Source organism: Erythrobacter sp. SCSIO 43205 (assembly GCF_019904235.1).
Taxonomy (GTDB): domain Bacteria; phylum Pseudomonadota; class Alphaproteobacteria; order Sphingomonadales; family Sphingomonadaceae; genus Erythrobacter.
On the sequence record NZ_CP063202.1, the window covers coordinates 1,902,998 to 1,928,524 of the forward strand.

The 25,527-nt window shown below is 58.6% G+C and carries 38 protein-coding genes and 1 tRNA gene; 5 read left to right on the top strand and 34 right to left on the bottom strand.

What is annotated here, in order from left to right:
* Positions 1 to 134: 134 nt before the first annotated feature.
* Genes INR77_RS08845 through INR77_RS08855 form a run of 3 tightly spaced genes read left to right on the top strand, consistent with a single transcriptional unit; the run spans position 135 to position 1,458 of the window.
* Positions 135 to 413, top strand: coding sequence for a hypothetical protein (locus INR77_RS08845; protein ID WP_223070718.1), 279 nt, complete (start codon positions 135 to 137; stop codon positions 411 to 413).
* Positions 413 to 991 carry a hypothetical protein gene (locus INR77_RS08850; RefSeq protein ID WP_223070719.1) on the top strand — a complete coding sequence of 193 codons (579 nt, stop codon included), beginning with the start codon at positions 413 to 415 and terminating at the stop codon, positions 989 to 991. Before INR77_RS08845 ends, INR77_RS08850 begins: the two co-directional genes overlap by 1 nt.
* Positions 988 to 1,458, top strand: coding sequence for a hypothetical protein (locus INR77_RS08855; RefSeq protein ID WP_223070720.1), 471 nt, complete (start codon positions 988 to 990; stop codon positions 1,456 to 1,458). Before INR77_RS08850 ends, INR77_RS08855 begins: the two co-directional genes overlap by 4 nt.
* 151 nt (positions 1,459 to 1,609) lie before the next feature.
* Here INR77_RS08855 and INR77_RS08860 read toward each other — a convergent pair whose 3' ends face one another.
* The 23 genes from INR77_RS08860 to INR77_RS08970 form a co-directional block, all read right to left on the bottom strand.
* Positions 1,610 to 1,792 carry a hypothetical protein gene (locus INR77_RS08860; RefSeq protein WP_223070721.1) on the bottom strand — a complete coding sequence of 61 codons (183 nt, stop codon included), beginning with the start codon at positions 1,790 to 1,792 and terminating at the stop codon, positions 1,610 to 1,612.
* Complete coding sequence (locus INR77_RS08865; protein ID WP_223070722.1) at positions 1,789 to 2,244, bottom strand: gene transfer agent family protein; 456 nt, start codon at positions 2,242 to 2,244, stop codon at positions 1,789 to 1,791. Before INR77_RS08865 ends, INR77_RS08860 begins: the two co-directional genes overlap by 4 nt.
* Positions 2,245 to 2,254: 10 nt before the next feature.
* Positions 2,255 to 2,701 (bottom strand): phage tail tube protein, encoded by a 447-nt coding sequence (locus INR77_RS08870; protein ID WP_223070723.1) that lies wholly within the window; start codon positions 2,699 to 2,701, stop codon positions 2,255 to 2,257.
* A gap of 40 nt (positions 2,702 to 2,741) precedes the next feature.
* A complete protein-coding gene (locus INR77_RS08875; protein ID WP_223070724.1) occupies positions 2,742 to 2,978 on the bottom strand; it encodes a hypothetical protein in 237 nt (78 codons plus the stop codon).
* 20 nt (positions 2,979 to 2,998) lie between these two features.
* A complete protein-coding gene (locus tag INR77_RS08880) occupies positions 2,999 to 3,439 on the bottom strand; it encodes a DUF3168 domain-containing protein (RefSeq protein ID WP_223070725.1) in 441 nt (146 codons plus the stop codon).
* Positions 3,381 to 3,596 carry a hypothetical protein gene (locus tag INR77_RS08885; protein ID WP_223070726.1) on the bottom strand — a complete coding sequence of 72 codons (216 nt, stop codon included), beginning with the start codon at positions 3,594 to 3,596 and terminating at the stop codon, positions 3,381 to 3,383. Before INR77_RS08885 ends, INR77_RS08880 begins: the two co-directional genes overlap by 59 nt.
* Positions 3,597 to 3,607: 11 nt before the next feature.
* On the bottom strand, positions 3,608 to 4,021 hold the full coding sequence (locus tag INR77_RS08890; RefSeq protein WP_223070727.1) for an HK97 gp10 family phage protein: 414 nt from the start codon (positions 4,019 to 4,021) through the stop codon (positions 3,608 to 3,610).
* A complete protein-coding gene (locus tag INR77_RS08895) occupies positions 4,018 to 4,383 on the bottom strand; it encodes a hypothetical protein (protein WP_223070728.1) in 366 nt (121 codons plus the stop codon). Before INR77_RS08895 ends, INR77_RS08890 begins: the two co-directional genes overlap by 4 nt.
* Entirely contained in the window at positions 4,383 to 4,757 is a 375-nt protein-coding gene (locus INR77_RS08900; RefSeq protein WP_223070729.1) for a DUF4054 domain-containing protein, read from the bottom strand. The genes INR77_RS08895 and INR77_RS08900 overlap by 1 nt, the downstream gene beginning before the upstream one ends.
* Before the next feature lie 88 nt (positions 4,758 to 4,845).
* Complete coding sequence (locus INR77_RS08905; RefSeq protein ID WP_223070730.1) at positions 4,846 to 5,037, bottom strand: hypothetical protein; 192 nt, start codon at positions 5,035 to 5,037, stop codon at positions 4,846 to 4,848.
* A gap of 52 nt (positions 5,038 to 5,089) precedes the next feature.
* On the bottom strand, positions 5,090 to 6,184 hold the full coding sequence (locus INR77_RS08910) for a DUF2184 domain-containing protein (RefSeq protein ID WP_223070731.1): 1,095 nt from the start codon (positions 6,182 to 6,184) through the stop codon (positions 5,090 to 5,092).
* A 14-nt stretch (positions 6,185 to 6,198) separates the two neighbouring features.
* On the bottom strand, positions 6,199 to 6,666 hold the full coding sequence (locus INR77_RS08915; RefSeq protein WP_223070732.1) for a hypothetical protein: 468 nt from the start codon (positions 6,664 to 6,666) through the stop codon (positions 6,199 to 6,201).
* 12 nt (positions 6,667 to 6,678) lie between these two features.
* Positions 6,679 to 7,767, bottom strand: coding sequence for a DUF2213 domain-containing protein (locus tag INR77_RS08920; RefSeq protein ID WP_223070733.1), 1,089 nt, complete (start codon positions 7,765 to 7,767; stop codon positions 6,679 to 6,681).
* A gap of 132 nt (positions 7,768 to 7,899) precedes the next feature.
* The gene (locus INR77_RS08925; RefSeq protein ID WP_223070734.1) at positions 7,900 to 8,151 is read right to left on the bottom strand and encodes a hypothetical protein; all 252 of its coding nucleotides are present in this window, start codon (positions 8,149 to 8,151) and stop codon (positions 7,900 to 7,902) included.
* Positions 8,148 to 8,807 carry a hypothetical protein gene (locus tag INR77_RS08930; protein ID WP_223070735.1) on the bottom strand — a complete coding sequence of 220 codons (660 nt, stop codon included), beginning with the start codon at positions 8,805 to 8,807 and terminating at the stop codon, positions 8,148 to 8,150. The genes INR77_RS08925 and INR77_RS08930 overlap by 4 nt, the downstream gene beginning before the upstream one ends.
* A gap of 77 nt (positions 8,808 to 8,884) precedes the next feature.
* Positions 8,885 to 9,727: a phage minor head protein gene (locus tag INR77_RS08935; protein ID WP_223070736.1), complete on the bottom strand. Its 843-nt coding sequence runs from the start codon at positions 9,725 to 9,727 to the stop codon at positions 8,885 to 8,887.
* The gene (locus tag INR77_RS08940) at positions 9,727 to 11,337 is read right to left on the bottom strand and encodes a DUF1073 domain-containing protein (RefSeq protein WP_223070737.1); all 1,611 of its coding nucleotides are present in this window, start codon (positions 11,335 to 11,337) and stop codon (positions 9,727 to 9,729) included. The genes INR77_RS08935 and INR77_RS08940 overlap by 1 nt, the downstream gene beginning before the upstream one ends.
* Positions 11,338 to 11,394: 57 nt before the next feature.
* Positions 11,395 to 11,492: transfer RNA gene (locus INR77_RS08945), tRNA-OTHER, on the bottom strand.
* A 27-nt stretch (positions 11,493 to 11,519) separates the two neighbouring features.
* The gene (locus INR77_RS08950) at positions 11,520 to 12,902 is read right to left on the bottom strand and encodes a PBSX family phage terminase large subunit (protein WP_223070738.1); all 1,383 of its coding nucleotides are present in this window, start codon (positions 12,900 to 12,902) and stop codon (positions 11,520 to 11,522) included.
* Complete coding sequence (locus INR77_RS08955) at positions 12,883 to 13,179, bottom strand: hypothetical protein (RefSeq protein ID WP_223070739.1); 297 nt, start codon at positions 13,177 to 13,179, stop codon at positions 12,883 to 12,885. Before INR77_RS08955 ends, INR77_RS08950 begins: the two co-directional genes overlap by 20 nt.
* 7 nt (positions 13,180 to 13,186) lie before the next feature.
* Positions 13,187 to 13,384 (bottom strand): hypothetical protein, encoded by a 198-nt coding sequence (locus INR77_RS08960; protein ID WP_223070740.1) that lies wholly within the window; start codon positions 13,382 to 13,384, stop codon positions 13,187 to 13,189.
* Positions 13,381 to 13,620, bottom strand: a complete 240-nt coding sequence (locus tag INR77_RS08965; RefSeq protein ID WP_223070741.1) for a hypothetical protein — start codon at positions 13,618 to 13,620, stop codon at positions 13,381 to 13,383. The genes INR77_RS08960 and INR77_RS08965 overlap by 4 nt, the downstream gene beginning before the upstream one ends.
* Entirely contained in the window at positions 13,617 to 14,183 is a 567-nt protein-coding gene (locus INR77_RS08970; RefSeq protein ID WP_223070742.1) for a hypothetical protein, read from the bottom strand. The genes INR77_RS08965 and INR77_RS08970 overlap by 4 nt, the downstream gene beginning before the upstream one ends.
* A 167-nt stretch (positions 14,184 to 14,350) precedes the next feature.
* Here INR77_RS08970 and INR77_RS08975 point away from each other — a divergent pair, with 167 nt between their 5' ends.
* Together INR77_RS08975 and INR77_RS08980 are read left to right on the top strand one after the other, a co-directional pair.
* The gene (locus INR77_RS08975; protein WP_223070743.1) at positions 14,351 to 14,674 is read left to right on the top strand and encodes a hypothetical protein; all 324 of its coding nucleotides are present in this window, start codon (positions 14,351 to 14,353) and stop codon (positions 14,672 to 14,674) included.
* 46 nt (positions 14,675 to 14,720) lie between these two features.
* Positions 14,721 to 15,170, top strand: a complete 450-nt coding sequence (locus INR77_RS08980) for a hypothetical protein (RefSeq protein ID WP_223070744.1) — start codon at positions 14,721 to 14,723, stop codon at positions 15,168 to 15,170.
* Between the two features lie 89 nt (positions 15,171 to 15,259).
* Here the strand turns inward: INR77_RS08980 and INR77_RS08985 are convergent, their stop codons facing one another.
* The 11 genes from INR77_RS08985 to INR77_RS09035 all read right to left on the bottom strand — a co-directional run bounded on the left by INR77_RS08985 (position 15,260) and on the right by INR77_RS09035 (position 25,317).
* Complete coding sequence (locus tag INR77_RS08985; RefSeq protein WP_223070745.1) at positions 15,260 to 16,138, bottom strand: IS1595 family transposase; 879 nt, start codon at positions 16,136 to 16,138, stop codon at positions 15,260 to 15,262.
* 316 nt (positions 16,139 to 16,454) lie between these two features.
* Positions 16,455 to 18,824 (bottom strand): DUF3987 domain-containing protein, encoded by a 2,370-nt coding sequence (locus INR77_RS08990; RefSeq protein WP_223070746.1) that lies wholly within the window; start codon positions 18,822 to 18,824, stop codon positions 16,455 to 16,457.
* On the bottom strand, positions 18,825 to 19,169 hold the full coding sequence (locus tag INR77_RS08995; RefSeq protein WP_223070747.1) for a DUF6511 domain-containing protein: 345 nt from the start codon (positions 19,167 to 19,169) through the stop codon (positions 18,825 to 18,827).
* Positions 19,166 to 20,773 (bottom strand): DEAD/DEAH box helicase, encoded by a 1,608-nt coding sequence (locus tag INR77_RS09000; protein WP_223070748.1) that lies wholly within the window; start codon positions 20,771 to 20,773, stop codon positions 19,166 to 19,168. The genes INR77_RS08995 and INR77_RS09000 overlap by 4 nt, the downstream gene beginning before the upstream one ends.
* A complete protein-coding gene (locus tag INR77_RS09005) occupies positions 20,770 to 21,444 on the bottom strand; it encodes a hypothetical protein (protein ID WP_223070749.1) in 675 nt (224 codons plus the stop codon). Before INR77_RS09005 ends, INR77_RS09000 begins: the two co-directional genes overlap by 4 nt.
* Positions 21,441 to 22,418 (bottom strand): hypothetical protein, encoded by a 978-nt coding sequence (locus tag INR77_RS09010; RefSeq protein ID WP_223070750.1) that lies wholly within the window; start codon positions 22,416 to 22,418, stop codon positions 21,441 to 21,443. The genes INR77_RS09005 and INR77_RS09010 overlap by 4 nt, the downstream gene beginning before the upstream one ends.
* A gap of 83 nt (positions 22,419 to 22,501) precedes the next feature.
* Positions 22,502 to 23,005 (bottom strand): DUF669 domain-containing protein, encoded by a 504-nt coding sequence (locus tag INR77_RS09015; RefSeq protein WP_223070751.1) that lies wholly within the window; start codon positions 23,003 to 23,005, stop codon positions 22,502 to 22,504.
* A gap of 33 nt (positions 23,006 to 23,038) precedes the next feature.
* A complete protein-coding gene (locus INR77_RS09020) occupies positions 23,039 to 23,812 on the bottom strand; it encodes an ATP-binding protein (protein ID WP_223070752.1) in 774 nt (257 codons plus the stop codon).
* 1 nt (position 23,813) lies between these two features.
* Positions 23,814 to 24,284, bottom strand: coding sequence for a hypothetical protein (locus INR77_RS09025; RefSeq protein ID WP_223070753.1), 471 nt, complete (start codon positions 24,282 to 24,284; stop codon positions 23,814 to 23,816).
* Between the two features lie 101 nt (positions 24,285 to 24,385).
* The gene (locus INR77_RS09030) at positions 24,386 to 24,841 is read right to left on the bottom strand and encodes a hypothetical protein (RefSeq protein ID WP_223070754.1); all 456 of its coding nucleotides are present in this window, start codon (positions 24,839 to 24,841) and stop codon (positions 24,386 to 24,388) included.
* Positions 24,838 to 25,317, bottom strand: coding sequence for a hypothetical protein (locus tag INR77_RS09035; RefSeq protein ID WP_223070755.1), 480 nt, complete (start codon positions 25,315 to 25,317; stop codon positions 24,838 to 24,840). Before INR77_RS09035 ends, INR77_RS09030 begins: the two co-directional genes overlap by 4 nt.
* Positions 25,318 to 25,527: the final 210 nt, after the last annotated feature.

Below are 25,527 nucleotides of genomic sequence, written 5' to 3' on the forward strand. Positions count from 1 at the left end.
GATATGGCTACTAATGTGATACAGTTTCCGCGCCGCGCTGCCAATGACAATGAATTGGCACCATTCCCCGCAACGGACCAAGGTCTTGATCGGCCTGCGCGCCTTTACCGCGTTCTTGACGCACGGAGGGCCGCATGAACAGCATTAGCCAAGCTTCACCCGCTTTCATCTATCCTGAGCCAGACACCGGCAGTGCCAGTGTTGATCTTTCGCACGTCGCGACCCTGCTCGATGTCATTATCGACATCAATGACGAAATGACGGCAATGCAGGCTCCTGAGGCCATGCAGCGCCTGTCTGACCGCTCGATGAATCTGGGCCTGATCGCTCACGAGCTTGTGCAGCGCGCACAGGCTGACTTGAACCCCGCGCCAACCGCTATCATTGCCACATTCAACAGAAAGGCCGCTTGATGCCTACCGCAACCAAAATCGAACTCCCCGCGCTCCAGATCGAGCGCCTTTCCCTCAACCTCGTCGGTGACAGCCCGCTTATCGTTCACGCTTGGAGCGAGAAGGCGAAGAAGCAAATGCTCGACAAGCAAATGAAGAAGGCCAGTAAAGGCAAAGAGGCCAAAGACCCCGAAGCCGACTACGAGGCCTGCTTCTACCGCACCGAAAAGGGCGCATATGGCTTTCCCGCCATTGGCGTAAAATCCGCGATGGTTTCGGCTTGTCGGTTCGTTGATATGAAAATGACCGAAGCACGCGGCGCGTTCCACATCGACTGCGAAATGCTCGAAATCCACGGCGAGCCGCGACCACGCGAGGACATGGTGCGCGTCGGCATGGGAACGGCTGATATTCGCTATCGGCCGGAATTCCCCGAATGGACTATGCCTGTCGAAGTGAAGTTTAACGCCAACGCGGTCAGCGCAGAGCAGATTGCAAACCTGCTCAACACCGCTGGCTTTGCTATCGGGATTGGCGAGTGGCGCCCTGAAAAGAACGGCCAATATGGCCGGTTCCACGTCGAAGGAAGTCAGCCATGATCTACAAATGGAAAACAGGCTCCAAGGCGCTCGTCGATGCGCAAGTAGCAGGCGAGGAAATCGAGCGCCTCCGCGTCCACCAGAATGGGCGGCTTGAGGCCCGCGATTTGGTCGAAGCTTCGCGCGATGCCAATGCACCACTTCACCCCGCCTTCGAGTGGGACAACAACATAGCTGCTGAGAAATTCCGCGTCGAACAGGCCAAATACATGATCCGCTCGGTCGAGGTTGTTGTACAGAAGGGTGACGAGAAACAAGCGCCTATTCGCGCGTTTGTCTCGGTTGTCCGCGACAACGACCGCAGTTATACCTCAACCTTCCACGCCCTTAGTGACTCCGAGCTTCGCCAGCAGGTAGTCGCGCAGGCATGGAAAGAACTGGAAGCGTGGCAAAAACGCCATGCAGAGCTCGTCGAATTCGCCGGCATATTTGCCAAAATCGAAGAGGCTCGGATCGCCAGTGAATAGGATCCGAAACATGGCAGGCATGGCGGGGTTGGGCGAGGCGCGTCGAGGCCGGTTTAGGCTAGGCATGGCTTGTCGAGGCAGGCGAGGCAAGGCCTGGTGAGGCACGGTATGGTATGGCCCGGTATGGCAGGCTACCCACGAAGGGGGCGGTTTATCCGCCCCCTTTTACCATTGCACCATGTGCCGACATGAACCGCTTGAGCTCGTCGGATGCCTCTTTGGGCTTTGCGGAGTCGGGGTTTTGCGCCTCGTTGTGTGCTTCAAGGGCTTCGAGATAATCGGATAGGTCGGCGCTGCGCCAATCCAGCCCAAGCGCGCCGCAATTAGCGATCACTTGCCCTTTTCGGAATCGTTCATTTCGCCCGGCTCGCTTTCCGCTTTTTTTTTATCGGAAAGCTGCACGCCATGAATGGCCGCGTGAAGGATGCGCCATGCAAGGACAACGCCCTCAGCCATCGGGCGCGCAGGATATACGTAATTGTCAACCAAGGAGCGCGCGAGGTTTGGCCCCACTTCGATCTCCTGGCCTTCGACCACGGCATTGTCGCCACCGATGATACCAAGGCGGATTGTCTCGCGCACATCGGCAATTGTGGCAGAACCGCCGCCGATAAAAAGGAATGTGGGGTCGTCCTTGGAGCCTTCCGCGCCGATACTGCCGCGCAGACGTTCCTCAATCGTCAAAATGGACGCATCGGTCTTCCGTTCCAGTTCCATGATTTGTGGAAGCGGAAGCCAGAACCGATAGCGCCCATCAGCGAAGTCGAGGTCAATTGCGGTGTCCACCGCTTATCCTTTATGGTGCGGCGGTGTAGGTGACAGCGCCGTCGCTGGCGAGGGTGATTTCCGCACTGCCCGGATTGTCGAGCGAGAGGTTGAGGTTCGAAGAGGTCATCATGAACGGGCCAGTGAAGGTGCCGAGCAACACGCCCGCGTCGGTGCCGTCGCGCTGGTATGCTTCGATGGTGTAGTTCTTCGACACGCCAAGAGCCGCACGCACGTTTTCGATTTCGTCAGCGTTGGTGAGGCCGGTTGCAGTGATGTCGGTTTGCTTGCCAGTTGGCTGCACGCGGCGCTGTGGAACCTCACCCGGCTTCGCACAATCGCGGACAAAGCGATCTTGCGTGTTTACCGTCTCGTTGACCGTCGCGTCCTGCAAACCGCAAATCGCGGTGAAAGTTTCGGGATCTCCGTCATCGCCAATCTTGACGAGAGCAAAATCAATTTCCGTGGGGACCGACATTAAAGGCTCCTTCGCGTGTCATACGCGATGGAGTTAGGCGCTAATCCGCGTCCTCATTCCCGCCGTGTATCACATGAAGGCCCGCGCGCATCTCGACCGGATCGGTTAAGGCGTTCGATACGGGAAGCGCCCGCACGCGCTCGGCCAGATCGTCCTCGCCCGACAATTCAAGCCGCCGGGCAATGGTGGCAAGATTGCCTTCATCGAAAAGGCCGATCTTGTGAAGCTCGGCAACGAGAACCATTGCCAGCGCGTTTGGGTCTGAGGGATCGCTCACCAAACCAGCCTAGCACAAATTCAGGCGGCGAGAACCCGCGCGTTCAATTGAGCGAACCAATGAAATGCGTCGGGTTCTTGGTCTTGCATCAACCGAATATCACTCAACTCAATGCGTGCATCTTCCCCGCCGTCCAAGGTGAGGTGATTGTCAGCCAAGGCCGTCTCGATTGCCGCGCCAATGCGAGAGGCGTGATCCTCGGCGGTTTCAACCGTTTGGCCATCCACCTGCCGGTCGCGCGCAAAGGCGTGCACATCTAGCGAAACCGTGCCGCCGTTGACCTTGGCCGCGCGCAGACGCAGCGTGCCGGTTGGGCCAAGCTTGATAAAGGGCCACGTCGGTTCGTTCGGCACGGCTTGCGGATAAATGGATGCAGCCGAAACAAGATCCGTTACGCCCGCATCATTTTTTAGCTTTGCGAGTGCGGCGCGTCTTACGAGGCGTTCGATCCCCACTGCCATCGGCTGTCTCCTGTTCCATGATTGCGGCCTTTGCCGCCGGATCTGTCATTGCGGTTTGCGCTATGCTCGCGCTCACATCGTGCGTGCCCGCCGGGAACCGCTGCGTTTTGAGCGGCGTGCGATACGTCCAAGGCTCTGATAGTTCGATTGTGGGCATTACTCGTCTCCTTATCCGCTGCGCTTCACAAGCTTGTCCAATTGATCGGCAAGGCGCTTTTGTGCATCGGGCAGCTTCTTATCGCGCGCAGGGCGCATAAACGGGCGCGCTGCCATTTTGCTTGTGCTGAATTCCAAGGGCGCACTATGGGGAGCGTTGGCCCGAACCTCGGCGCTCAACGGGCCTGTTTGCAGATTCTCAAGGCCCGCTTGTAAATCGCCTGTATCGCGATTTGGTGGCTCGCCTGGACGCGATGCAACGTGCCCTGCCCCACTCACCGCGCCCGCGCTGATCGACCGGAACGCCTCAACCCGTATATCATCGCTGGCCTCAAACACCGCCGCGCCCGCAATCTTGCGTACCTCATTCCCGCTCAACTGATTGAGCCGCCGCAAGTGCTTGTCCAGTCCCTTGGGCCGCGTCATACCACCTTGCGCCCCCGGCACTCATACCCAATACCCGCTGCATCGCGCTGGCAGGTGAGCAGCGCATATGTTTCACCATCTGCGGTGATCTGAGCCGCCGTGTCCAATTCAACCGCAAGCGAAGAAGACAACACAAGGACGCGCACATCAGTTTCAAGAAAACCCTCTGCCGCGCGCATTTGCTGTGTGGGCGCGTCAAGTTGCGCTTTGCAGGGATATTCAGAGGCAGTCCCCGGCGAAGTGATCGAGCCACCGTCGTCATATGTTGGTGAGCCCTGCCAAACCGCCACAGCATCGACAAAAGGTGCGCCATTCGTATCGCTAAAGGCGGTGGCAATGTTGGCGAAGGCTTGTGCAAACATCAGCCGACCGAGACATTGGGCTCATAGGCCAAGCGAGGCCCGCCAAAGTTGCGGCGAGCAAGATCGAGGAATTCGCGTCCATAGACCGTCGAATTAAAACCCGTCCGCCCCGCTTGCGCGTCCGAAACTGTCGCAGAGAAAGTGCCTGATTTGAAGCTGGTCACGCCCGCTGGCATTGCACCAGTGCCCAAGCCTTGTTCAGCCATCTTGTGCGCTGCATAGGCCATCACGCCGCGCGGGCGCGTCTCATCGGACCAGTTGCCCGTGTCGCCGTCCGCTTCGTCGAGCCAATATTGGACCGTCTCGCTCGCCACATCGGCAAATGCAGCATAGCGTGTGCGAAACTGTGCGACGGTGGGAGCGGTGTAAGCCATGATTTATCCTTGACGAAAGAAAACGGGCGGATTTCCCGCCCGCAAGAGAAAGGGCCGCTCAGTTTCCCAAGCGGCCCGCCCCTGACGATTATTCGCCCTTGTCCGCGTCCTTGGCCGGAGGTTTGGCCTTGGTGGCGGGTTTCTTTTCGGCCTTCTCGGCCTCGAACCAATCTTCGCAGAAATCGTCTGCTTCGATGGTTTGACCAGCTTCCGCCATGACAAGCTTACCTTTGAGGTAAGCGCCGCGCGGGCCGGTCGATGTGTTCTTGACGTTGGGCAATTATGCCTCCTGTGATTGTCCGAGGCGACCCGAAAGCCGCCTCGGCGCAGGATTAGAAGCTGTCGCGGTAGACCATCGCCTTCGGAAGGCGAACATCCAGACCGCCAACGTTCATGAGGCCAGCAACCTCGTAAACGAGGCTCGACTTCTGGAATGCTGGCATGAACTGGTGTGGGCCGGGAAGCAGGAAACGCAGGACTTGCGGGTTGCGCTCGTAAGCGACCAAGCGCGTGGTCGAGCCAGTGCCTGCCGTTTCAAGAGCGCGGCTCTTGAGAATGGTCAGGTTCGGGCCGAACACGTTGTTCGCGCGCAGATAGGAAAGGATAGTCATATCCGAACCGTCAGCACGCGGCGTGGTCGCGATATAGTTGTAAGCCGAAGTCGGCAGCACCAGCGTATCAGCGATGTGCGTTTCGCTCGTGCCGGTTTCGACCGCAGTCAGCGCAGCGTTGATGTCCCGCAGGATTTGCGCGGGGGTCTTGGCTGTCCACAGACGCGAGGACGAAGAGCCATCATTCGCAACCTGTGCACTCGGAACCGAGCCATTGTTGGTGAAGCCGGTCCAGCCCTTTTCCGAAGTGCCCTTCGGGTTCTGGCCCGTCATGGCGATGCCATAGATGAACCGATCCGAAGCCTGCACTGCGGCCTGCGCCTTGTCAGCAGAAAGCGAGCGGCCCGCCTTGGCGGCGCGCTGCAATTCCTGCGTGTTCCACTCGTAACCGATACCGGCAAGGTGGAAGTTGCGGGTCGCCTGCGACATCTTCGTGCTGGCATACGGCACATCGAACGCACCGCCCGCGAGGAACTCGGCGTGGCCCACATTGTCCATCGAGTAAACAAGCGTGCCGACATCCCACATATCACCTTCGGTAACGACTGGCATATACTGGGTGATGTCGAAGCTTGGATACTTCGTCATATAGACTTCGGCTTCGATGCGGTGGAGCTGAGGCGTAAGGAAGGCGTAGCCGACCTGTGCGTCGCTCATGAAGGCATCCACCTTGTCGGCGAAGGTCGCAGCGTGGCGAGCGTTGTCAGCCGACCATGCCGAGATCACGGCGCGCTTCACATCGGCATCAGCCGCCATGAAAAGCGTCGCATCCTTGATACCGGAAGCGCTGTCGTAAAGATTTGTAATCGCGTTCATTGTCTCACGCCTCCTTAGCGCTTCACGATACGGCAAAGGCCGTCAGTTACGGTTTGATCCGCAACCCAACCGGTTGCGATGTGAGTGGCATCAGCAGCGGTCGAGCCAAGGCCGTCAGCCGCGTCTGCGCCAGTGCCCACGGTGATGGCAGCGCCGTCGGCAACCGAGCCGGTGACTTCAACGAACATCGCGCCGCCGGTGAGAATGGCCGCGTTGTCGTATTGCTGATATTCATCGGCATCTTGACCGGCCACCGGGGCTTGCGCCGAGGTTGCGATGGTGAATCCGAGGAAGGTTGCCAGCGTACCCACGGTGCCAGTGCAGCCGTGATCGCCCGATCCGCGATAAACGGGGAGGCCAAATGCAATACCCGCAGAGTCTTCAACGGTGCGAGAAATGCGGTTCGAGGTTTCACCGTTCGCGACCATACCGGCATAAGCAACGGCAATGTCATCGGTGTAAGTAGTTTGGAGTTCAGGCATTGTCCCGTTTCCTTATGCGTAGCGATTGAGGCGCAGAGATTGCACCGCGTTGGCGCTATCATTGACGGCGGCTTTAGGCGCGAAGCCTTCAACCTGCGGCTTTGCGTCGGCGGTGAGTGCATCAAAACGCGCTTCGACGTAATCGTCAGACTTGTCGGTGCAGTCGATCTTGGCAGCATCGAGAGCCATGCGGCGAACCTCTGTCACGGTCTTGCCAGCGGTGTCGCCAAGCTTGTCACCGCATACAGCCTTGGCCTTGGCGACCACATCGGCCTTTGCATCAGCGAGCGCGTCAATTGCGGCCTGATCGACAACTTTGGACTTGAGATCGTCGATCTCGGCATCCTTGGCAGCGAGCGCCTTGTCATGGGCGGCGTTTGCATCGGTAAGCGCTTTTTCTGCGCCTTCCACTTTTGCGGTGAGCTTATCGAAGGCCGCGCTGACGGCATCAGCGTCGGACAGATCGACTTGCAGACCATCAAGCGTGATCTTCTTCATTGCTTTTCCTTTATCGTTGGAAAGTTCCGCCACGCTGGCGGGGTTGGCATCACAGACCGCAAAACGATCCGAGATTCGGCAATCGGAACCAGCACGGCCTCGGTCAACGAGCGCGATATGGTTTCCGGTGATTGAAGTTTGCACAGCGTCATAAGCTGTGCCGTCCGGCGCAAGGCCGGGTTCAAACTTGAGATCAGTCGCGTACCCGTTCGAGAGTTCGCGCTTACCTGCTTCCACTGCGTCGATAGTTGCACCATCGGTAAGCATGAGGTCAAACGCCACGTATTCACCATCGCGAACCGCGCCCATAATAGTGCCGCGCGCGTGATCGCGCCAGTTGTCGCGGTTTACGGGGCTTTCGGGGTGATTGTCGGTAATGGGCTTGCCGACGAAGCTGGCAAGGCTGGCGCGGTCAAAAACCTCATCGCCTGGACGATACACCTTGACCGTCGCCTTATCACGCAGACCGTGCTTGTTTTCAGGGTCAACCTCGTGGCCCGCGTAATCGTAAATTCCGGTGCGAGCGGCACGGGCACGCACTTTGAGAAAACCGTCACGGGTACGCTTGGGAGCGTCGAGAGTAAGATGGTCCGCGCAGAACATGGCCCATGCATAGGCATAGCGCGGTGTTGGATTACCGCCGTTGGGTTATTAGGCAGTCAAGGCGTTCGACGTTTTTATCAGTCAATATGAACGGCGCAGCAATTGCAGCAACCAAAAGGGTGAGAAACACCATCACTCGTCCCCCAAAGCCGCGTCGATCATAGCTTGCCAAGTTTCGGAAGCGTGTGGCCAATCGCCGCCACACGAACCCGCCTTAATCATTTCCTCGCTCGGCTCGCGGATCGCTCGCAGGACGGCCTCGGCTTGCTTGGTGTAGTGCTGCCATTGAGGCTTGCCGAGGCCGAGCGGATGGATTGCATCAGGATCGCGGTTGTCAGCGGCAACTATTGCCCGCGCCGCGCGTTCGATGATGGGGTTAGTCATGTGCCGTAATTCCCATAGCGCACGTCACCATAAGAAACGTGACGAATGCCGTCATAGCGCTTAGCAAACATCGCTCCGCGTGACCTTATACCTTTGCGATCAAGCCAGCGGCCCAAGTATTTTTCGCTAATATCGACGCCATCGGGCGCGTGCTGATTTGCAAAACTTTTAAGCGTGCTGCCCGTGACATCATCATAGAGTTCACTCAGCGTAACGGATGCACCGTCATATTGCGCGACTTTACGCTCAAACCACGCCTGTATTACGTCGTCCTTCGTTTTGAGTGAGGCCAAGGCGTTACGCTCAACCTCAGCCGCTTTCTTTCGTCTCTCTTGTTGCTCGCGCTGAGGTGCAAGGTCAATGATTAGAGCTTCGACACCCCGCCAAGGTTCGAGTTTGGCACCTTCTGGTCCAAGAATATCCACGCTCATAATATCACGATCAGAGATAATACGCCCCTCACCACACCGTCCAAATTCAGGCATATTGATGTATTCGACGGGACGGGTATCAGGTTTCAGCCTTTGATACGCCTGCCTTGCGGTGGGCGCGTCCATGTTTTGCAGCATAGAAACTTCGCCACCATAGGTTCTCACCATCAAGTGCCAAACGGTTGCGGTTTCGTCGTATTTTACGGTAGAGACTTGGTCAGCCATGTCGAACGCTCCATGTTCGCTGTGGTTAGGATTGTCGGTGTTAGCGCACCGGCAATCCGCCCTAGCACAGCCGCGCGCTATTCCAAAATCAAAACGGCCTTCGAGGTACACCCGCAAAAAGGAAGCTGGCCCGGCTTATCCTCCGGCGGCTTGCGAACCAGCTTGCCCTGATATTCCGATCCCACGCGCTCTGAGTTCTCAGAATACAGCTTGCCATCGCGCGCATCATGTTCGGGCCGGAAGTTTGGTTTATCCGAGTGAACCCATTGCCAGCTATCAATCCCAGCTTGACGGCGGCGTTCGTCGTTCAGGGCGCTGGACAGCTTCACATTCTGATCCGCAGCGATGCGAAGCGCACGGCGGCGCGTGATCGCTACGGCCTCCCTGATTTCCTTAGCCACCTCGCGAGACGGGCGGCGCTCGGTTAGACCGCGAAACACGGCATCGCCAATCCGGCGGCGCGTCTCGTCGCTTACCGAGCGCACAAGGCCCACATTGCGGGCGATGATAGTTTCTAGCGTCTCGCGCGCGTCCTCCGGCCCGATCAGCGTCGCAAGGTCAACGCTTGTCGCATCAAGCACCGCCCTACGCCAACGCATCCGGTGCCATGCCTCTGCCTGCCTTGCCCATCGCTCGACACGTGGGCGAACGGATAGCAGAAAAGCGCCCACTGTGTTCTCCGCGCGCTGTATCTCGGTTTCAAGCGTGGCGGCGCTGTCTTGCGTCACATTGGACAATGAACGCGCATAATCCGCCTCGATAGCGGGCAAGGCTTCTGTCCATGCCTGAATGACGGGCAGGTAGGCGGCGCGGTAAAGGTCGGTTGCGCGCGTGGCCTGTGCGGATATGGCGCGCAACGGAATGAGGGTGCGGCGCGGGTTGCGTTGGCGGCGTGTGAGGGCTGCTAGGTCAAAGCGCATTACACTTCCGCCCAGTCAAAACTCCATTTCAGCGATGGGCCTTCACCACGCCCGATCCAGCGTATATCAATATCGCCAAAGCGGAATTGTTGCTCTGTTCCACTGTCGAATTGAACTGTGATTGCGTTATCGGAGACGCTTGAAACAACGCCCTCCCGATCTGTCGGTGCCTCCACCAAATCGCCCACGCGCATATCGGCGGAAGTCATCACGAAATGGTCAGCGAGGTCGGCGGGGTTCAGATCATCGTCGTCCGAACCCTCGGCTAGATTGCGATCACCTCCTTCCGTCTGCTCCAAACCAATACCATACCGCTCGTCATCCGACATTTCCGCAAGAGCCGCTTCAAGTTCGGGCAGATAGCCACGCTCGATCATGAGCGACTGCACACCGCGATTGAAAGCCTCGTCAGGGACCGCCTCAGACATTTGCAGTTTTTCGGCGGCTTCCATCTCGATCTTGAAAACCTCGGCGCGCTCCTTTTCGGACGGCGTGTCGAGCGGGTCGAAGTCGTAGGCCAGTTGGTCGGCAGCAATACCAGCAGCGGCCCAAAGGTGCGGGTCAAGGCGGTCTAGGCAAGGCGCGAGGTCAAGCGTCTGGCGCGCGCGAACGGCCTTGTTCCAATCCTTTTGCTGGCTGTCACCGGACGAATTCATACCTTCCGGCGCACGGCCCAAGAGGCGCGTTGCGGGAATGTCAGAGATAGCCGCTGCCCATTCGCCATAGGCGTTGAGAATGTCCTTTGCGCCCGCGAAGCTGTATTCTGCGTCCTCGATCTTCTCACCGCCTTTACCATCCTCAGCACTGCCAGCGTCGTAGATCGTGGCGTTGTGGATGCTTTCGGCAGCGCCAAGAAGTGAGAGACGAGCCATGACGTTCTTTTCGCCATCTGTGGTCGCGCTGATTGAAATGAGATCAGGAATACCGATGCGCGTCAGGCGCGCCTTGTGAATGAGGGCTGCAAACGATTGGCGCGCGGTGTCACAGTCCTGCACCGCGTCAAGCACTTGCTGCACCGTGCTTTCACCCCAGAACTGATCTTGGCCCGTCGCTGTGGGCATAGCGAGGCTTGCGGTGGTGTCGGCGCGGAACGGAATGACGCGGGAAGGGTGGATGCGCTGTGTGCCGTTTGTGGTGGTAAGCGTCCACATTTCGGGCTCGCCAAAGCCGGGGTCGAGCGCGTCGAGGTTGAGCTGCTCGAATGAAAGCTGCCAGCGCGAGACAACGTGCACGAAAGCAAGGGCCGCGTTTGCATTGGCTGGCTGATCGGGCAGACCGGGAAGGCCGAGAATTAGCGCGCCGCCACCCATGCCGCGCAAGAGTTCGGCTTGCTTGATCTTGCCCACAATGCCGAATTGCTTTTCGGTTTCGTACAGCTTGGCGATTTCGTCAGCGTCCGCGCCGGTCCATGTTCGCCATTCGCGCACCATATCGAGCGCGGGAATGGAGATGATTTTCCGCATCAATCCCGACGCGGAATAGGCGGCGGCGATTTCATGCTGTGTGAGGATGCGGGCGGCGTATGCGTTGTGCGCGCGCGGATCGCGATTTGTGCCGGAGCCGGTGAGGGCGTTTGTAAGCCGGTCCATGAGATTTGTGACTGTGCCCATGCTTGTCGCTATGCGGGCGCGGGGGGCGTGGTGTTACCGCCGCTTAGAGGGGGTGCTACGGCACGGTGGGATTCGAACCCACGGAGCCAAGAGGGTATGCGCGCCCCTCACACTTCTCGCCGTCGCTCAACTTTCAGCCACTCAGTCACGCGCCGTAGCAAGTTCTTGTTACCGCACGCCTCTCACAAAGTCGAGAGGTCGTAGGTGCGTTGAGCTGCGGGTAGCGGGAAATAGGCCATGACAACGGAATCGGCGAGGTTAGGCGATGCGCTGTCATCGGGCTGCTTGTCGACCATTGTTTTGCCGGTCCCGCTCGTTTTCTGTTGCGGTTGCCCAAGCTCGTCCAGCAATTGCTCTAAATGCGGCAAGTCGGGCGGAAAGCTTACAAGCATCTCGGCATCATAGGGCTGGCCGTTGATCGCCTTGTAGGCATTGTGGCAGCGCCGCCTGAATGCGAACCACGCTTGCGCTTTGAGGTTCTGGTACTGGTTTTTGTTAAGCGGTGATCGCTTGTTGTCCGGATCGCTGCGCCCGTCCGGATCAAGCACTGCATAACCGCCGTTCCAAGGCAGCATATCGAAGCCCTCGGGCCGTTGACCTGATCGGCCCATGCTACCCCATTCGCCGGTAACGCCTTCGCCCACGCCTGCGCTGTCATAGTGGCCGTGCCGTGCATCATGGGCAACATTGTTGGCGATAGCGCGCCGCGTCGTCAGGGCCGTGTCGTATCCGTTCCATTTGTCGAGAAAGAAAAGCTCAATCCCCTGCCGGATTGCCTGTGCATTTTCGTCGCCCCCATCCTCTGCGCCCGCAACATCGAGCGCGCTGTACGTCTTGCCGGTCGGTTCTATACCCAATTTTGCAGCAAGGTCGACACAGGCATCAATCCAAAGTCGCGGGATGACGACTTTGGACCCCATGCTTTCGTATTCGCCCAGCCAGGTGTGGGCGAAGCCGTCAGGATCGTCTCGCTTGTCGCCTTCGGCTTCACTGCGCAGCTCTGCAGGCAGAAAAGGATTGTCGGTGTAATTGGCGCGAACGATAATCGCGTCGTCCCGTTTTTTCCGGCGCAAGAGCTTTTCAACTGGATCTGATTTGCGGCGCGGGTTCCAGCTAAACCAGATTTGCGAGCCGGGCGCGCGAATGGTCGGGCGAAGCAAGTTGAGGCTGCGCTGCGAAAGCGACTGCGCCTCTTCGACCCAAGCAATTTTGAAGCCCTCAAGCGATTTGATAGAGTCGGCGGTGTGGTCCTGCATGCCTTGGAAAATGCAAACACCTTTGCCGCCAATGCGCTTGATCTCGGTCGATTGAATTTCGAACAGGTGCGAAACGCCCATGCTCGCAATTTTTTCCTCGACCAGCTTTTTCGCCGAGAACTTGAGCGACTTTTGAATTTCGCGAATGCAGACGACCGAGCAATTCGCGTCGGCAATCATCTCTTCGACGACGCATTCTGCGAAGAAGTGCGACTTGCCCGAACCGCGCCCGCCATACGCGCCCTTGTAGCGCGCGGGCTTTAGGAGCGGGACGAATACGCGCGGTGTCTCAATCGTCAGGGTTGACAATGCGGCGCTCCACTACGGAAATGGTGAACGGCATATCGTCCCCATTGCCGCCTGTGATCGCCTGCGCAGGCTTTCCGTGGGCGCGGTCAAGCAATGAGTTTGCAGCGGATACGCGCGCTGCTGCGGGCTGCTCAACGTCCGCCATAATCTCGGCAAGGGTCTTAAGCGCGCTCGGAGAATATTTGGCCGCAGCGGCTTTTACCTCAGCCGTGGCCTTATTGGGCGTGCCCTTCTTGCGCCCACCAGTTTTCGGGGTTCCGGGTTTACGTCCAGACATTTCTACATCAATCCACTATAGAAACGGCGGTGCTTCCCGCCGCCCGCAATGCTCGTCGGGTTTGCGCGCCGGTCTGGTGTATCCATTTGCGGATGCAATCGGTGCGCGCGCCGTAGAGAAGTTCGACGCGCTCCCAACCGCCTGTCTCGAATTCGGCTTTGAATTCGGGCGGTGGTGCGGGGAAGCGGCGGGGGGTGCGGGTCATGGGGTGCCTCCGAAGTATGGGCCGCAATCGGCAATCTGCGCCTCGCGGGCCTCTGCCGCAGTCACCATGCCATGCCCGAACACATAGCGGCTTCCGTTGGGCCGCACGTAGCCCATGCAGGCCTTGGGAGCGCCACGTTCAAAATCCCACGCAGGAGTCCAGAAACGCCCGCCGGTATCGAAATACAGCAGCCCAAATTGCTCGGCTGTGTTTGCGATCTCACCTTGCGCACTCACGGCTCCACCACTCCCATGTGACAATCGGCAATCATCTCGGAAAAGTCCTCGCGAACGGAGACGGGCGCGCGGTTCCATGCGCGACATAGGGACAAGAGCGCATCATCCTCGGGATCATCCTCGCGCGGCAGGACAAGGCCCAGATCAACCTTGCGCAACATGGCCTCGACGCGAAGCTGGCGCGCGGTGAGGCGCTCTTGCCCAGCCTTTTGTAGAAGCGGGAGAGCTTCTTGCGTGGGCAGATCGGCAAGGTGCGCGTGATGCTCAAAGGTAAGGGCGGTGTTGCGCTGGGAAGGTGGGAAGGCGCGTGCGACCTTTTCGACTTTGCGCAGGTGGCGTGCTTGCTCGACGTCGGCAGCAATGTCGCCAAGGGCCAGTTCGATTTGTTCAGGTGCAAAGTGTTCGCGCCCGTAAGCGAGCCAGTCACCAAGCTCGAAGTCGATTGTCAGACGTGTGCGCGCGAGATCGCGGCCACGGGTGCGCCATGCGTCGAGATCGGGAACCTTGTCCGCGCCGCTTTCGAGTTCGAGCGCTTGGGGTTCGATGGCAGTCAGTGCATTCATATTGCTACCTCCCTGTCAGGGGTGACCGCCGCGTCATGTGGGTAGATACCCGCATAATTGTCGATTTGGAAGAGTTTTTCCGAGGTATCCCCTAGGCATAGGTAGATAAGGACTTTGTAGTATGTGGATAAGTAAGCTAGTGCGGACAGAACGAATCAGGAGTTCTAATGTCCGACGACACACCCGAAACGGAGCCGGAGGTTCTGGATCAAGAATTGATGTCCGCCGAGCAAGTTGGGCAGGCGTTGGGTTGGGATACGAACAGAATTTGGGCCACCAATGTCCAAGTATTTCGGAACCCAAGTCACGTTCTTTTTGTTTTCCGAGAGATGGCCGAGTTGGAGGGGCGAAAAACCGATGGCACCAAAGAACGGGTCAATCTCGGCAAGAATGTGGCGAGCATCGTATTGCCGCCCGACGTGGCAGAATCGTTCGCGGATGTAATGCGGCGACTTTACCCGGTGCAAGATGCAGAACAAGACGACAACTAACGTCTCTTATTCTTTCGGCGCGGCAACTGCGTTGGGGCTGGCGGCCATGAGTACCCAAGCCACATCGACTGTGCCTCAGCAAGAGGTGGTAAAGGTGAGTGAATCTCGAACGGCAGGCGCAGCCAGCAACTACGTTGACGAACGCTTGCTCGAAGCCAAATTGGAGGCTGCTGAAGCGCGTTCTGATTCAAAATTCGCGGAACTTCTTGGCGAACTGAAGGTGATCGGCGAGCGGATTACATCGGTCAACACGCAGATTGGCGGGATGGATGCAAAGATTACCAACCTAGATACGAAAATTGAGACAGTCGACACTAATACGCGCGCTGGTAAGCGCGAGATCATTATAGCGATCGTTACAACCGGAATAGCCGTGATTGCATTAGCCTGGGCTGGTGTTCAGATATTTCAGAGCAGCCTTGGGCTGGGTGCCAGCGCGTTTGAAGCTGGCATGGCTGCCGGATCGCAGGGGGAGAGTAATGCTGACCCTCAGTGAAGCAGTAAGAGAGGGCAAGCTTGCCCAATTCGTCGCCGAGCACCCTGAGATGCAAGGCGATATGGAGGCGTTCAACCGAACGGTTGAGGCTATGACTGGTAAGTCTCAATCAGATCGTCAAACATCTGATGGGGACGGTGGCGACGATTGAAGCGAAACTCCGCTTCCTTCGCATACTTCCAAAGGTGCTTGCCGCTCACATGAATGTGAGTGCCTGAAATCGAACGCTTCAATTGTGCCCAAAAGCCTTCGATTGCGTTCACCCCGACGCCCTGCGCATCAACATATTCGCCCTTGCTGTGATTGATACGCTTGTGATCGTAGCCTTCAAGCGCAAGGTAGCCATAAGAGCCGAGTTCGTCGGTGTGGACTTCGGTTTCACGGTCAACGTGCTTGAGCATGGTGGGAACTAGAGCGTTCACACCGCGATTGGGCACAACCTCGGTGACAACATCGCCGCCGCGCTCAAGCATACCGAAAACGATGGTCTTGTTTTTCTTGTAGCCCGAACCCTTACCGCGCGCTTCGCCGCCGATGTAAGTTTCGTCAGCTTCGACAATCTTGCCAGCGCCGCCTATAGGGCGGTCACCGTCAACATCTGCCATATGCTTGCGGATCAGGTCCGCCATGCGCCACGCTGTCTTGTAGGTAACACCTAGTTGGCGCTCCAATTCCTTCGCAGCAACGCCGTTGCGCGTCGTGGTGAACAGAAAGATCGCATAGAACCACATTTGCAGCGAAGTGCGCGACTTCTCAAAAGGAGTGCCCACGGTCGGGTGTAGGTGATGACCGCACCACTGGCATGAAAACGCCCGCTCAGCCTTGATGCGAAACCACTTGGATGCGCGCTCACACTTGGGGCACTCGTAGCCCTGCCCGAAGCGAACATCAAAAAGGTGCTGCAAACAGGCTTCATCATCAGGGAAGCGCTTGAAGAATTGAGCGATTGTCTGGGGCTTCGTTTTCATACGTAGGATATATCCTACAATATTACGTATGGCAAGGGGATAATTCGGGAGTTTTTTGAGTTCAAGAATACTTCAAAATTTGAAAATCGGATAAGTGGCTGTTTTTTCGTTAGAATGTTTAATTCTTCAATAATTCAATACTTCAATGGTAATCTAAATCTCAAATGCCATATCCCAGCCCCCCCCTATATATATGTTGGAAACCTTGAATTATTGAAGAATTGCCAAAAACCGCGGAAAACTGCGGCTTTCGGGGCTTGAAGAATTGATTGAAGTGGGGCTTGAGTTTGAACTGTTCCGACCGCTGCGCAACATTCTAACTTATGTCGTAATAAACTTTCGCAGCCGCTCCGGGGCCAGAATTGACCTTCTGACGCTCTTCGATGCGGATCATGGCGGACTCGACGAGTTGCGCGATAATGTCTGCTCGTTTGCGCCGGTCTACGAATTGAGTGGCGCGGCTAAGGCTGGTTCCGTCGATACCTGCGGCCCCTGCGTCCACGATTGCTTTGTGCACGCGCTTAACGTGGCTCTCGTATTCTGTATCGGCCACACGCTCTTTGACGGCTTGCATGAGCGCGCCGACGCTTTTGTGAGATACCATCATGCCCCATTGTAGGTGCTTGACGCTCAAGCACGGTGTTTGCGGGTTTTCAACGATAGCGCGCACCAATGCGACCTTGGCGGCGTTCTCAGCCAAGCGCGCAATGATCGAGGTGAGATTGGTCCCGCGATACTCGCGCAGCATACTTGTTTGCTCGTCACGGATTGATTTGGCGTAAGCCTTAGCCTCGTCGTCGGCATAGGGGACGACATAGGGGCGTGGTGTCTGTTGTGGTCCGTCACCCATAGGGAGGGCCGTGTGATCGCGAGCGCCCGCGTCGATGGCCTTGACCAGTTCGACTAGATTATCGGGCATTGGGCTGCGCATTATATCGTGCTGCGCATCAGGATAGTCGTTCTCGGATTGAAAAATGAGCATACGGGCAAGCGATCCGTCGAGGACGTTGCCAGATGAAAGCGAGCCCCAAAAAACGCCGGGCGTTGTGACACCGAACAGGGACAGGCACGGCTGCTCTATAACCTCGCGCGGCTTTTCCTTGTCATTGGCGTATGCGGTGCCAAGGAATGTGCTATCGGCCATCGAATAGAATTCGGTGAGGTTGTCGATGATCTCGGTAACGTGCTTGGGCGCGCGCTTGCGGTCGGCGGCGCTGGCAATGAGAAAGCCCACCTCGTCGAGCGGGAACAAAATGGAGGGCTGGCGCGTCACTGCGGTGACGAGGCCGGAACCAGATGCAATCTTGCTACCCCCGACCTTTGCTTGAAGTCCAGCGTCAACCATAAGGCGAGTGATAGCGCGCAGGGGTGTGTCCTTCCCCCCGCCGGAATCGCAAATGCCGATGGTGTAGAGGTTGGTGCGCAGATCGGTCGGCCCGGCATAACGCCGGCCCGCAACGGTGCCGAACATGGCAAGGGCCGCACCAAGAGTAAGCCACGGCTGCGGACTAGGCGCGTTGGCCGTCACATGACGCACGAAGCGCGCAAGCCCGTTCTCGCCCAGATCGGCAAGCCATTCGGGCTCTTTATGCGCGGGCACTGTCTTGGGCGGTTCTGCGTAGTCACGGGATTTTTCCGTGACTAGATCAAGCGCCATATCCCGCTTGGCCTTGGCCCGCATATTTTCGACAAGCCGCGCGTGGTCCGCCGCGCTCATGGGCGCTTGATCCGGCTCAATGGATGGTGGCCCATCGGCGCGCACAAGAGCAATGGCCCGTGCTGCGGCCCGCTTGCTGTCCCGCTGGTCGAGAAAGTGCCCTGATACCGCATTGGCATGGTTGAGCAGCACACCCATGATCTGCGCATCGGTGTGGCCTGCATAGGCCATGAGCCGTGCCGCTGCCACGCCATCGCCCGACCGGTCTGTGCCCGGCGGCTCTTCGATGGCAATGCGCAGTTCCTCGGACGCGCCCAGATCAGCGGCGGTTAGCGGCGTGACGTTCGCAGGGATGGCCACATCGCCGCGACCGTGCGCGGTATTGGTGGTGGTCGCAGGGAAAGCCGCTGCCAGCTCCTGCGGGCTGTATGCCGTTCCATCGTCGGCGCTAGCCATGAGGGATTGAGTATCGCGCCGACCGGCAAGGCTCTTCTTCTTGCTTGGATAATTGACGGTGCCAGGCACGCGCATAACGCGGTCGATGTTCCAACACGCATCTGCGCCGAAATAGGACTGAATCTGACGATTGATTACCTCAATTGAGCCGAGATTCTGGCAATAGTCGTCCAAGCGCCAGAACGCGCCGAGTCCACCCCCGCTGTCTATAATGAAGCTTGGCGGGGTATTGAGATCGGAGAGTGCCTCGATGATTGCGGGCTTGTCGAACTTGCCGCCGTTCTTGGGCGGGTCGATGTCGACGTGCGCAAAGCGGGCGTGCGAAATATCCTCTTTTGAGGGCTTCCGGTGCCGCTGCGGGCGCACGCAGTTGACCGACCAGTAAACGCCGAGCCCATCGCCATTATGCTTTTCGATGAACTCAAGTGCGGCCTCAACGTCATAGCCGAAATGCTTGCCGTAGATGATTGGGGACTTGGGGTGGATGGCGACGAGGTGAATGCCGCCTGCGGGCGCGAGCATTTGGACGAAGGCGCGCGCCTCAGCCTCGATATAGCGTGGAGTCTTTGACATTTAGAAAGGCACCTCATTTTCCGCGAACTCTCGCTGCACTTCATCGGCAACGGTGCGAACGACGCAGGCAAGGAATCCCTGCCATTGTTCCGGCGTGAGGCGCGAAAGATCGGTTGTGCCGCAGCTTTCGAGATATTCGCCCGCCGCCGGACTTGCGGCCTCGATGGCCTTGGCTTCGAGGGCATTCATGACTTCGGGCGTGGGCATGGCACCCTTCCTTTCCGATATGATGTTGAGGCACTGCATTGAGCAGGCGTGCTTGGTTGGGGGGCGGTCGAATGCGGGGATGTCGATGCGGGTGAAGGCGAAGCCGCGCGCGGCGCGGCGGCAGACTGCGCAGGTCATGCCACTTTCCTTTCGGATGCAGGCTCGAATTGATAAGCGGTAACGCGGTCGTACTTGCCTTCGCGCTTCACCCGGATCGCAGACGGCTCGGCAACCTCACCGGCCCGCTCAATGGCCTCGGCAACGGTCGTAGGGACCGGCGCACCGGCCCGCCGCAACCACCAGCCCTCGGCTTTCTGGCGAGCGTATCCTTCATGCTCCAGGCACACCCATTCGCGATGCACGGTGAGCCCACAGACGTACTCGACGCGCAGCGACGTTGGCTTGCCCGGCTTGGCGTGGGCGCGATACCGGACTTGCGAAACCTCAAGCCATTCCGGCTCGACCGACAGGATCGGCTTTGCGTCGGGCGTGACGGTCACAACCTTTTCAGGCGGCGGATATTCAAAGCCGCACGCGGGGCACACGCTGCTAGCCGTGCCGGTTGCGCATCCGCATTCGGGGCATTCCTTAACCGGCGCAGAGCCTTCGCCTTTCCCCGCCTTGCTTGCGGGCAGAAACGGATCATCGAACGGCCCGTGTCGCGCGATATTGCCGCCGAAATCGAGAACAAGGCAATCTGTCTTGCCTGTCTCTGGTGAAAGGCGGGTGCCTCGCCCAACCATTTGGATATAAAGGCCGGTCGATTGCGTCGGTCGTGCCAGTGCAATCAAATCGACATGGCGGGCGTTAAAGCCGGTGGTGAGGACTTGCATAGAAGTCAAAAAGCGAAGTTGTCGGGCTTTAAATTGTCCGATGATGCTGTCGCGCTCGCCCTTGTCCATTTCACCCGTGATCGTCGCGCCGGAATAGCCACGCTCGCGCAACGCTTCGGTCAAAGCTTCGCAATGTGCGACCGAGCAGCCGAACGCGAGCCAACCGGCACGATCCTGTCCGGCCTCGACAATCCGGTCAGCAATGGCGTTTGTGGTTGCAGGGTCCATCGCCGCGTTTTCAAGCTGTGAAGCGATGAATTCACCGGCGCGCACACCAACGCCGCTCGTGTCGATTTGAGCTTGCTGGCGATAAGTGCGCGGCGGCGAGAGAAAACCCTCGTCGAATAATTCCCGCACATTGGTATCATGCGCAATGCCGTCGAACATGGCCTCCTGCCCTTCGTGCAGCAATCCACTATCGAGGCGAAAGGGTGTGGCAGTTAGACCGATGATTTTGACGTAAGGGTTGATCGTTTTGAGATCGGCAAGGAAGCGCCCATACATGGTATTCGACTTGCGCGGGATCAGGTGCGCCTCATCGACCAGAACCATGTCAATCCGGCGCGGCAAATCGTATGCTTTACGATGGATGCTTTGGATTGAGGCAAACGTGATCGCCTTGCCCATTTCGCGCCGGTTGAGGCCAGCGGCATAAATTCCGACCGGCGCATCAGGCCAAAGCCCGATCATCTCAGCAGCGTTTTGTTGGATTAACTCGCGAACGTGGGCAAGGATCAAGATGCCCGCACTTGGATCAACCTGGCATACACCCTTGCACCATTCGGCGATCACAAGGGACTTGCCCGCGCCCGTGGGGAGAACGGCAAGCGGATTGCCGGTGTGGCGCTCAAACCAGTGCCAGAGATCGGCGAGGCAGCGCTCTTGGTATGGGCGCAGAACGAGGGTCATGCCGCCCGCCTTTCAGCCGTTATTGCCTCGGCATTCTTAATCGCCTCATAAGCGGCGAGCGTTTCGGGATAGTGGCGCGAATATGGCCCAAATTGTTTGAACCAATGCAAGGCGGTGGTGTGGTTCGTGCGGCCAAGCGCGCGGGCGATCACAGTGCTGGAAAAGCCGCGCTCTCTCAGCGCTCTTGCTATCGCGATGCGCGCGCAAACGTATGGCTTGAGCCTTGATGGCCCCTTGATCGCTGTCGGTTTGATGCCGCAAATCGGGGCGACAATAAGCGCCATTTCCTTGGCTCCGATATACGTTCCGATTTGCGGGGGAAGCGTCGCTCTCTCGCGCTCTTGCTTGCTCAAGAGGCGATAGGCTCTGGCAACGCGCGGTTCAAAAAGGCTCAATCGCTCCGCGCAATCGGCGATGGTTTCCCCGCGCATCCATGCACGCTTAACTTCGATCATCTGCGAGGCAGGGAGAGTCGTGCCTTGGCCGCGCGTAAAGCCTTTGGGCAAGTCAATGTCCAAAGCGGCGATTTTTGCTTTTACGCTGTAGGCCGTGCGGTCGAGTATCTCGCTGATAGCTGCAGGGGTGAGGCCAAGGCTTTCGCGCAAATAGCGAAGCCGCTTCTCTTCTTCTTTGGTCCAGTAGCGAGGATTTGATTTCTTTGGGGCTGTCATAACGCGCACCCCGCAACTTCCGGCCCACGATCAACCCATTCCTCATTCGGGCGCGCGTAAATCACGTCTTCGCCGCGCGTGTCGATCTGATCCCACGGCACGAGCGAGGGCAGGAAGCGGTGCAAAGGACAACCGGCGCGCTGGTCGTCTTTGGATAGCGCGTGCCCAAACTTCGTGCAGCGCCATGTGCCGTCGCGCTCTGGCGTAACATTCAGACAGGTGCGGCAATTGCGCTCTGCGAGCACTTGCCCGTCAGCGCTTACGCCTTCGTGGCAAAGCGCGCGGAAGTCACACCATTTGCACTGGTAGAAGTCAGGCCCGCCGATGCGCTGCGGCGCGGTGTCGGTAAAGATGATGCGCTCGGCCTTGTCACGCAGCACTTGCGCCGCAACTGGATCAGCCTCGGTTCGCACGCTGGTTTCGTTGCGCCCGCCCGGCGAAGAGCAGACAAGATAATGCCGGTCCATCCCGCTATAGTGCATATAAAGCACGCCTTGCGCGTAATAGGCGGGGTTCCATTCAGCGAGCGCGGCCTTCTCGCCCACTTTGCGCTTGGCCTTGTCGAGTTCTTGCCACTTGGCTGAACATTTGCCTTCGTAAACGTGCCACGTTTTCGGCGCTTGGATCAGGCCAAGAATTGCGCCGTCGCACGAGCCTGAAAAGTGCCCGCCGAAGTCCTCAAAGCGGAATTGCTGGCCGTTTTCGTCTTTGTCGTGAAGCTCGATACCCGGTGTGGCTTGCAGCCGCGCAATCACCAAGTCCTCGGTGCGGTGGCCGTCCTCGAAGCGTTTGAGAATGGGCGCGTCGAAGTCGGGACGCTGCGCCCAGCGGAAGCTATACCAGATTTCGCGTTCGCACGGCCTGCCGATTTGGCTCATGCCGAGGTGTCCGCGATGGTACTTTTCTTGGCGCGCTTCTAGCGCCCGATCCGCAGCCTCTAGCGTCGGATCGGTAAATGTGGGAATGGCGACCATGCCACACCTCCGATTTTTGTCAGTCAGGGGATGGTGGGCGGCGGGGAGATCAAAATTCACCGCCGCCCTTTTTCGAGGCCCGCTTATGCGGCGTTGCGCTTCCACGGAGGTGCGCTGCCGCCCGCAGCGGCGGTTTGCGCAGCCGGAGCCGATGCGCTGGCCTGTCCGACCGGCTTATAGGTCTTGACCGAGTTGGACGGCGAACCGAGCTGCTCAACGCCATCCTTCATATACGGCTTGGCCGGGTCGACCTTGACGACCGCAATCATCGGAATGTTATGCAGTTCGTTCGAGTCTGCGATTGCCATCTTGCCGGTGGCAACGCAGATCGCGTTGAGCGTGCGCTGCGCGATGTCGACCGCCTGCTGGTTCGGGTTGTCGAGGTTGAGGCGTTCGATGATCGTGCGACCGGCGTGTTCGCCTTCGACAATTTCGAGGTCGAGTTGCAAATAGGTGCCGTTGCGCCGCGAGTTCTCCTTCATATCGGAGTCCTTGACGATCACGCGATATTCGCCCGGAGGGACAGGCGTGTAATCGCCGCCCACATTATCGGGATCGGCCTGATAAGTTCCGCCGAGTGCTACCATTTTAAAATTCCTTTCGGTTCTGTCAGTCAGGGGTTAAGCAGCTTCCGCTTGGGGAGCCGCGCTCGCGCCAGCCATCGCGCCCGCAAGGGCGTTCCAGTCCAGGTCGAGTTCGGGAGGAAGGCGATGCCGGTTCTTCGCAAGGAAGGCGGGCCGCTCTTCGGTGTAAATCACGCGCTGGCCGGAGCCGACACCGCGCGTCACCTTTTTGTTGAAGCCAGCATCGGTCTTGGTTGTGTTGACCTTGAAGTTGGCGAACAGCACCATGTCGGCGTGTTCTTGCACCAGTTCCGATGCGCGCTTTTGCAGCTTGATCCCGTACCGGTCATATGGCTCGGTTTCGGGGCTGTCGAAGCGCGTGATCTGGGCGTGCGCGGTCTGAATTACCGCCATGCCCTTATCATTGCGCAGACCATTGATTGCGTCGAGATATTCGCGCCACACGTCGAGCGCGGCGAGAAAGCCCTTGCCGTAGCCCGGCTGTTCAATATCCGCCCACGAATTGCGGCTGCACGTCTCGGCCCAGACCAGCGGCTCAAGCCAATCGAGGCTGTCGATAATCAGCGTCTCGAAGTCGTGATCCTCGGTATAGAGCGCGCCGAACGCCTCCATGACCTCGCCAAACGTTTGCGCCTTTGGGAAAGCATCAATTGGCATATCGGACGGGTGCCCGTCCTCAAGGTCGATCAGCACCGGATTAGGAGCGTTGGCGGCGAACGTGTTTTTGCCCACGCCGTGCGGGCCGTAGAGAACGATGCGCGGGGGTTTGGGCGCGTCGATGCGGTTGAGGGATGCGAGTGAGATAGCCATGTTATGCCGCCTCCTGCTTTGCCGCACTCACCGCAAATTGCGGCTTGCCGGTCTTGACCGTGCGGGCAGGCTCGAAAAGATCGCGCACCGCCGCAGGCCACGCCTGAAACTTGCTCTCCTTCACCGACACTTTCGTCTCGACGTATTCGGCGGGGTCCGCCTCCCACTCGTCGCGAATAGTGGCGATGGCGCTTTCGAGCCGCTCCTGATCCCAATCAACGCGCTTGGGCACAGTGATCTTGATGTCATAGTCGCCATCGGTGCGATGCGAGGTTCCAGGCGCGTTGATACCGGCGGCATAGCGGCGCTCGAATACGCCGTGCAGCACCGCGATCATCTGCGATGCGCTGGCGAGGTGCGCGTCGGCCTGCTCTTTGAGCGCGGCCAGCACTTCGATGGGAAGCTGGTCGAGTACGCCCGGCGGTTGGTCGGTAAGGCTATCCAGCGTCACGCTGGCCTTGTCCTGTTGCATTGTACGGTTCCTTTGTCAGTCAGGGGTCGAGCTATCTTTCCGTCAGGTCTGCGTGGAGGGTTCTTGACGCGGCGAACTCGAATTCCGTGGGGGCGTTACCGCTACCCCGAACCCTCCTGTTCCAGCGGCGCGATGGTCACGCGGGCGATGCCCACAATGTCCTCGCGACGTTCGATCAGAATGCGGTCGTTCCAGCGGTCGTCTGCAATCGGCAGATTGGCGACGATCAAATCTTCAATGGCTTTGAGCGTGTTGCCGAGATCGCGCCTGCGGCCTTCGAGGCCCACTTCAAGCCTCACCGACAGCGGCGCTTCTTTAGGCCAGACCGGCTTGCCCGCAGCGCGCCATGCGGTCATGACGTGCCAGCGCGCTTCCTCGATCCATCCCTTGTAGAGAGCCGACTTCGCGCGCCCGCCGCCTTTGAGGTTGACGGTCAGCGCGTTGACGCTCGGCGGAATCGGAAGGTCGATGCAAAACGTTCCGCCCTTTGGCGGCGCGTCCTTTGCAATGACGTTTATCGCGCCAGTGTCGGGATTGCGGACGTTGATCTGGGTCACGCCACCAACCTCATGCCTTCGATCCGCGAAATGAGCCCATCAAGCGAGCCGCGCGCCGAACGAAGGGTCGGCAATGCGTCAAGCAATTCCTTGGGCGTTTCGGTAGATCCGCCCGGACCATCGGGGCAGCGCATATCGCAAATCGTCGTTACCGCGCGGGCAAGGTGGCAAAGCGGATCGCTCGTATCCTTTTGCACGAGCGATGCGGTCGCGCCGTACAGCGCGTTGTAGGGGTCGAGATAAGGTGCACCGTAAACCACGCCGATGCGCGCGATGGTAAGTGCGTTGAGGTCGGTCGTGCCGTTGCGAGCGTTGACGACCGTGCCCTTCGAAACACCCAAGCGGTCGGCTGTGTCTTGGTCGGTTTCGCGGTGATCGCGCTGCACATCGCGGATAATGTTGCCGACCGCCGTTCGCAGAGAACTTTGTGTCGGCATTGGCATTGGCAGCAATACATTGTTGGATTTGTCAGTCATTGATGTCCTCATGAAAAAAGTTTTCGCCATTGCCGTCCATTCGCAGCTTCCTATGATCCGCCGCCCGTTGCGTGCTGCTTGTTCCTGCCGGTGGACGACCTTCGAAGCCGCTGGCGAGTGTCGGCTTTTGGAGGACCGCAGGGGCGGTGTTTGGTTGGCGGGTGCCGAGAGGGAGGGGGGAGGCATCCGCCCGCGCAGTGGGATGGCTGC